Raw genomic sequence first — 1,217 nt, 5'->3', positions numbered from 1 at the left:
CAGGGTAAGAGCGTGATCATTTTTTAAGCAGTTATCACTTTTTCAAGATACGCAGTATCCATAGCCGCAATGCGCTGTTTACGTCGGATGCTGGCCTTCTTCGTTTTTTCCCGTTTTAGCTGATTGAGTGCCACTTGCCTTATGCAGGCGAGATTTTGAGCGGCATCACCGCGATGTATTTGACATGCATCCTCATGCATTGCCACATCAAGAAGCCAGTGGACTTTGTTTTCGATACCCCAGTGATTGCGAACAGCACTGGCAAAATGCTCTGCACTGAGTGTTTTCGAACAGATATAGTAACGTGACTCCAAACTCTGTTTACCCTGCTTATCCACTCTGTAATGAACTGCCATACCCAGCGTAGTCAGTTTGGGCCAACTGCTATGTTCTGTTGTAAAGCCAGATGCGGGCAATACCTGATATTCTCGATATTCCCTACGGCCATGACCTTGTTCGACATGCGTCAGCTTGTCAGCTGTTGTTTGGGAAAAAGCCTCTTGTAATCCGGTGTATAAGCCTCGTTGATTCGCTTTCACCGTCAGTAAGTAGTCTGCCTCTTTGTCTATGATGGTTTGTGCAATACTCGTTTGACATCCCATGGCATCCAGACTGACCAGGCAACCTTTAATATCAAGCAGTTGCAACAGCGCGGGAACAGCCGTGATTTCGTTGGACTTTGCATCCGTTTTATACTGTCCCAGTACCACACCATTGGCCGTCGCATAGGCGTTAACCATATGAATGGCGGTACGTCTGTCCGTTCGGTCATAAGAGCTTTTTAGCGTTTTTCCATCAACCGCGATGACCTGACCTTGTGTCAGTATTTCTGTTTGTTGCATCCAGGCAATGAATGCCTGTTGAAACTGGCCCGGGTCAACACGACTTACAAGCCGGGCAATCGTATCGTGCACGGGAATACCCAGACTAAAATCACCATGTTGCTTAAGCCAATCCAGGTGACAGCGACCAAAATCTTCAATGTCTTCCCATCCTTCAGCACCCGCTATCACAGCTGCAACAGTTAGAAATAAAACGTCAAATAGCGGATAGGTGATTTTACTGGCCTGGCGAGGCTCGTCTATCGAATGAAAGTGGCTGGCAAAAACGGCAAGTGACATTGTGGTGCTCCCAAAAAGAGAGCATATGATCATAGCCAGACCAGGTCGTCAACTAACAGTTAAATTTGATCAAATAATGTTCGCGATCTCGCCCTG

At 46.9% G+C, this 1,217-nt stretch carries 1 protein-coding gene; it reads right to left on the bottom strand.

The features are described from left to right. Positions 1 to 23: 23 nt before the first annotated feature. Positions 24 to 1,121, bottom strand: a complete 1,098-nt coding sequence (locus MHN02_RS21505; RefSeq protein ID WP_071978364.1) for an ISAs1 family transposase — start codon at positions 1,119 to 1,121, stop codon at positions 24 to 26. Positions 1,122 to 1,217: the final 96 nt, after the last annotated feature.

This window comes from Alteromonas sp. CNT1-28 (assembly GCF_022348345.1).
GTDB lineage: Bacteria > Pseudomonadota > Gammaproteobacteria > Enterobacterales > Alteromonadaceae > Alteromonas > Alteromonas macleodii.
Note: the sequence above shows the minus strand (reverse complement) of the source record. Positions and strands in the feature narration are given on the sequence as shown.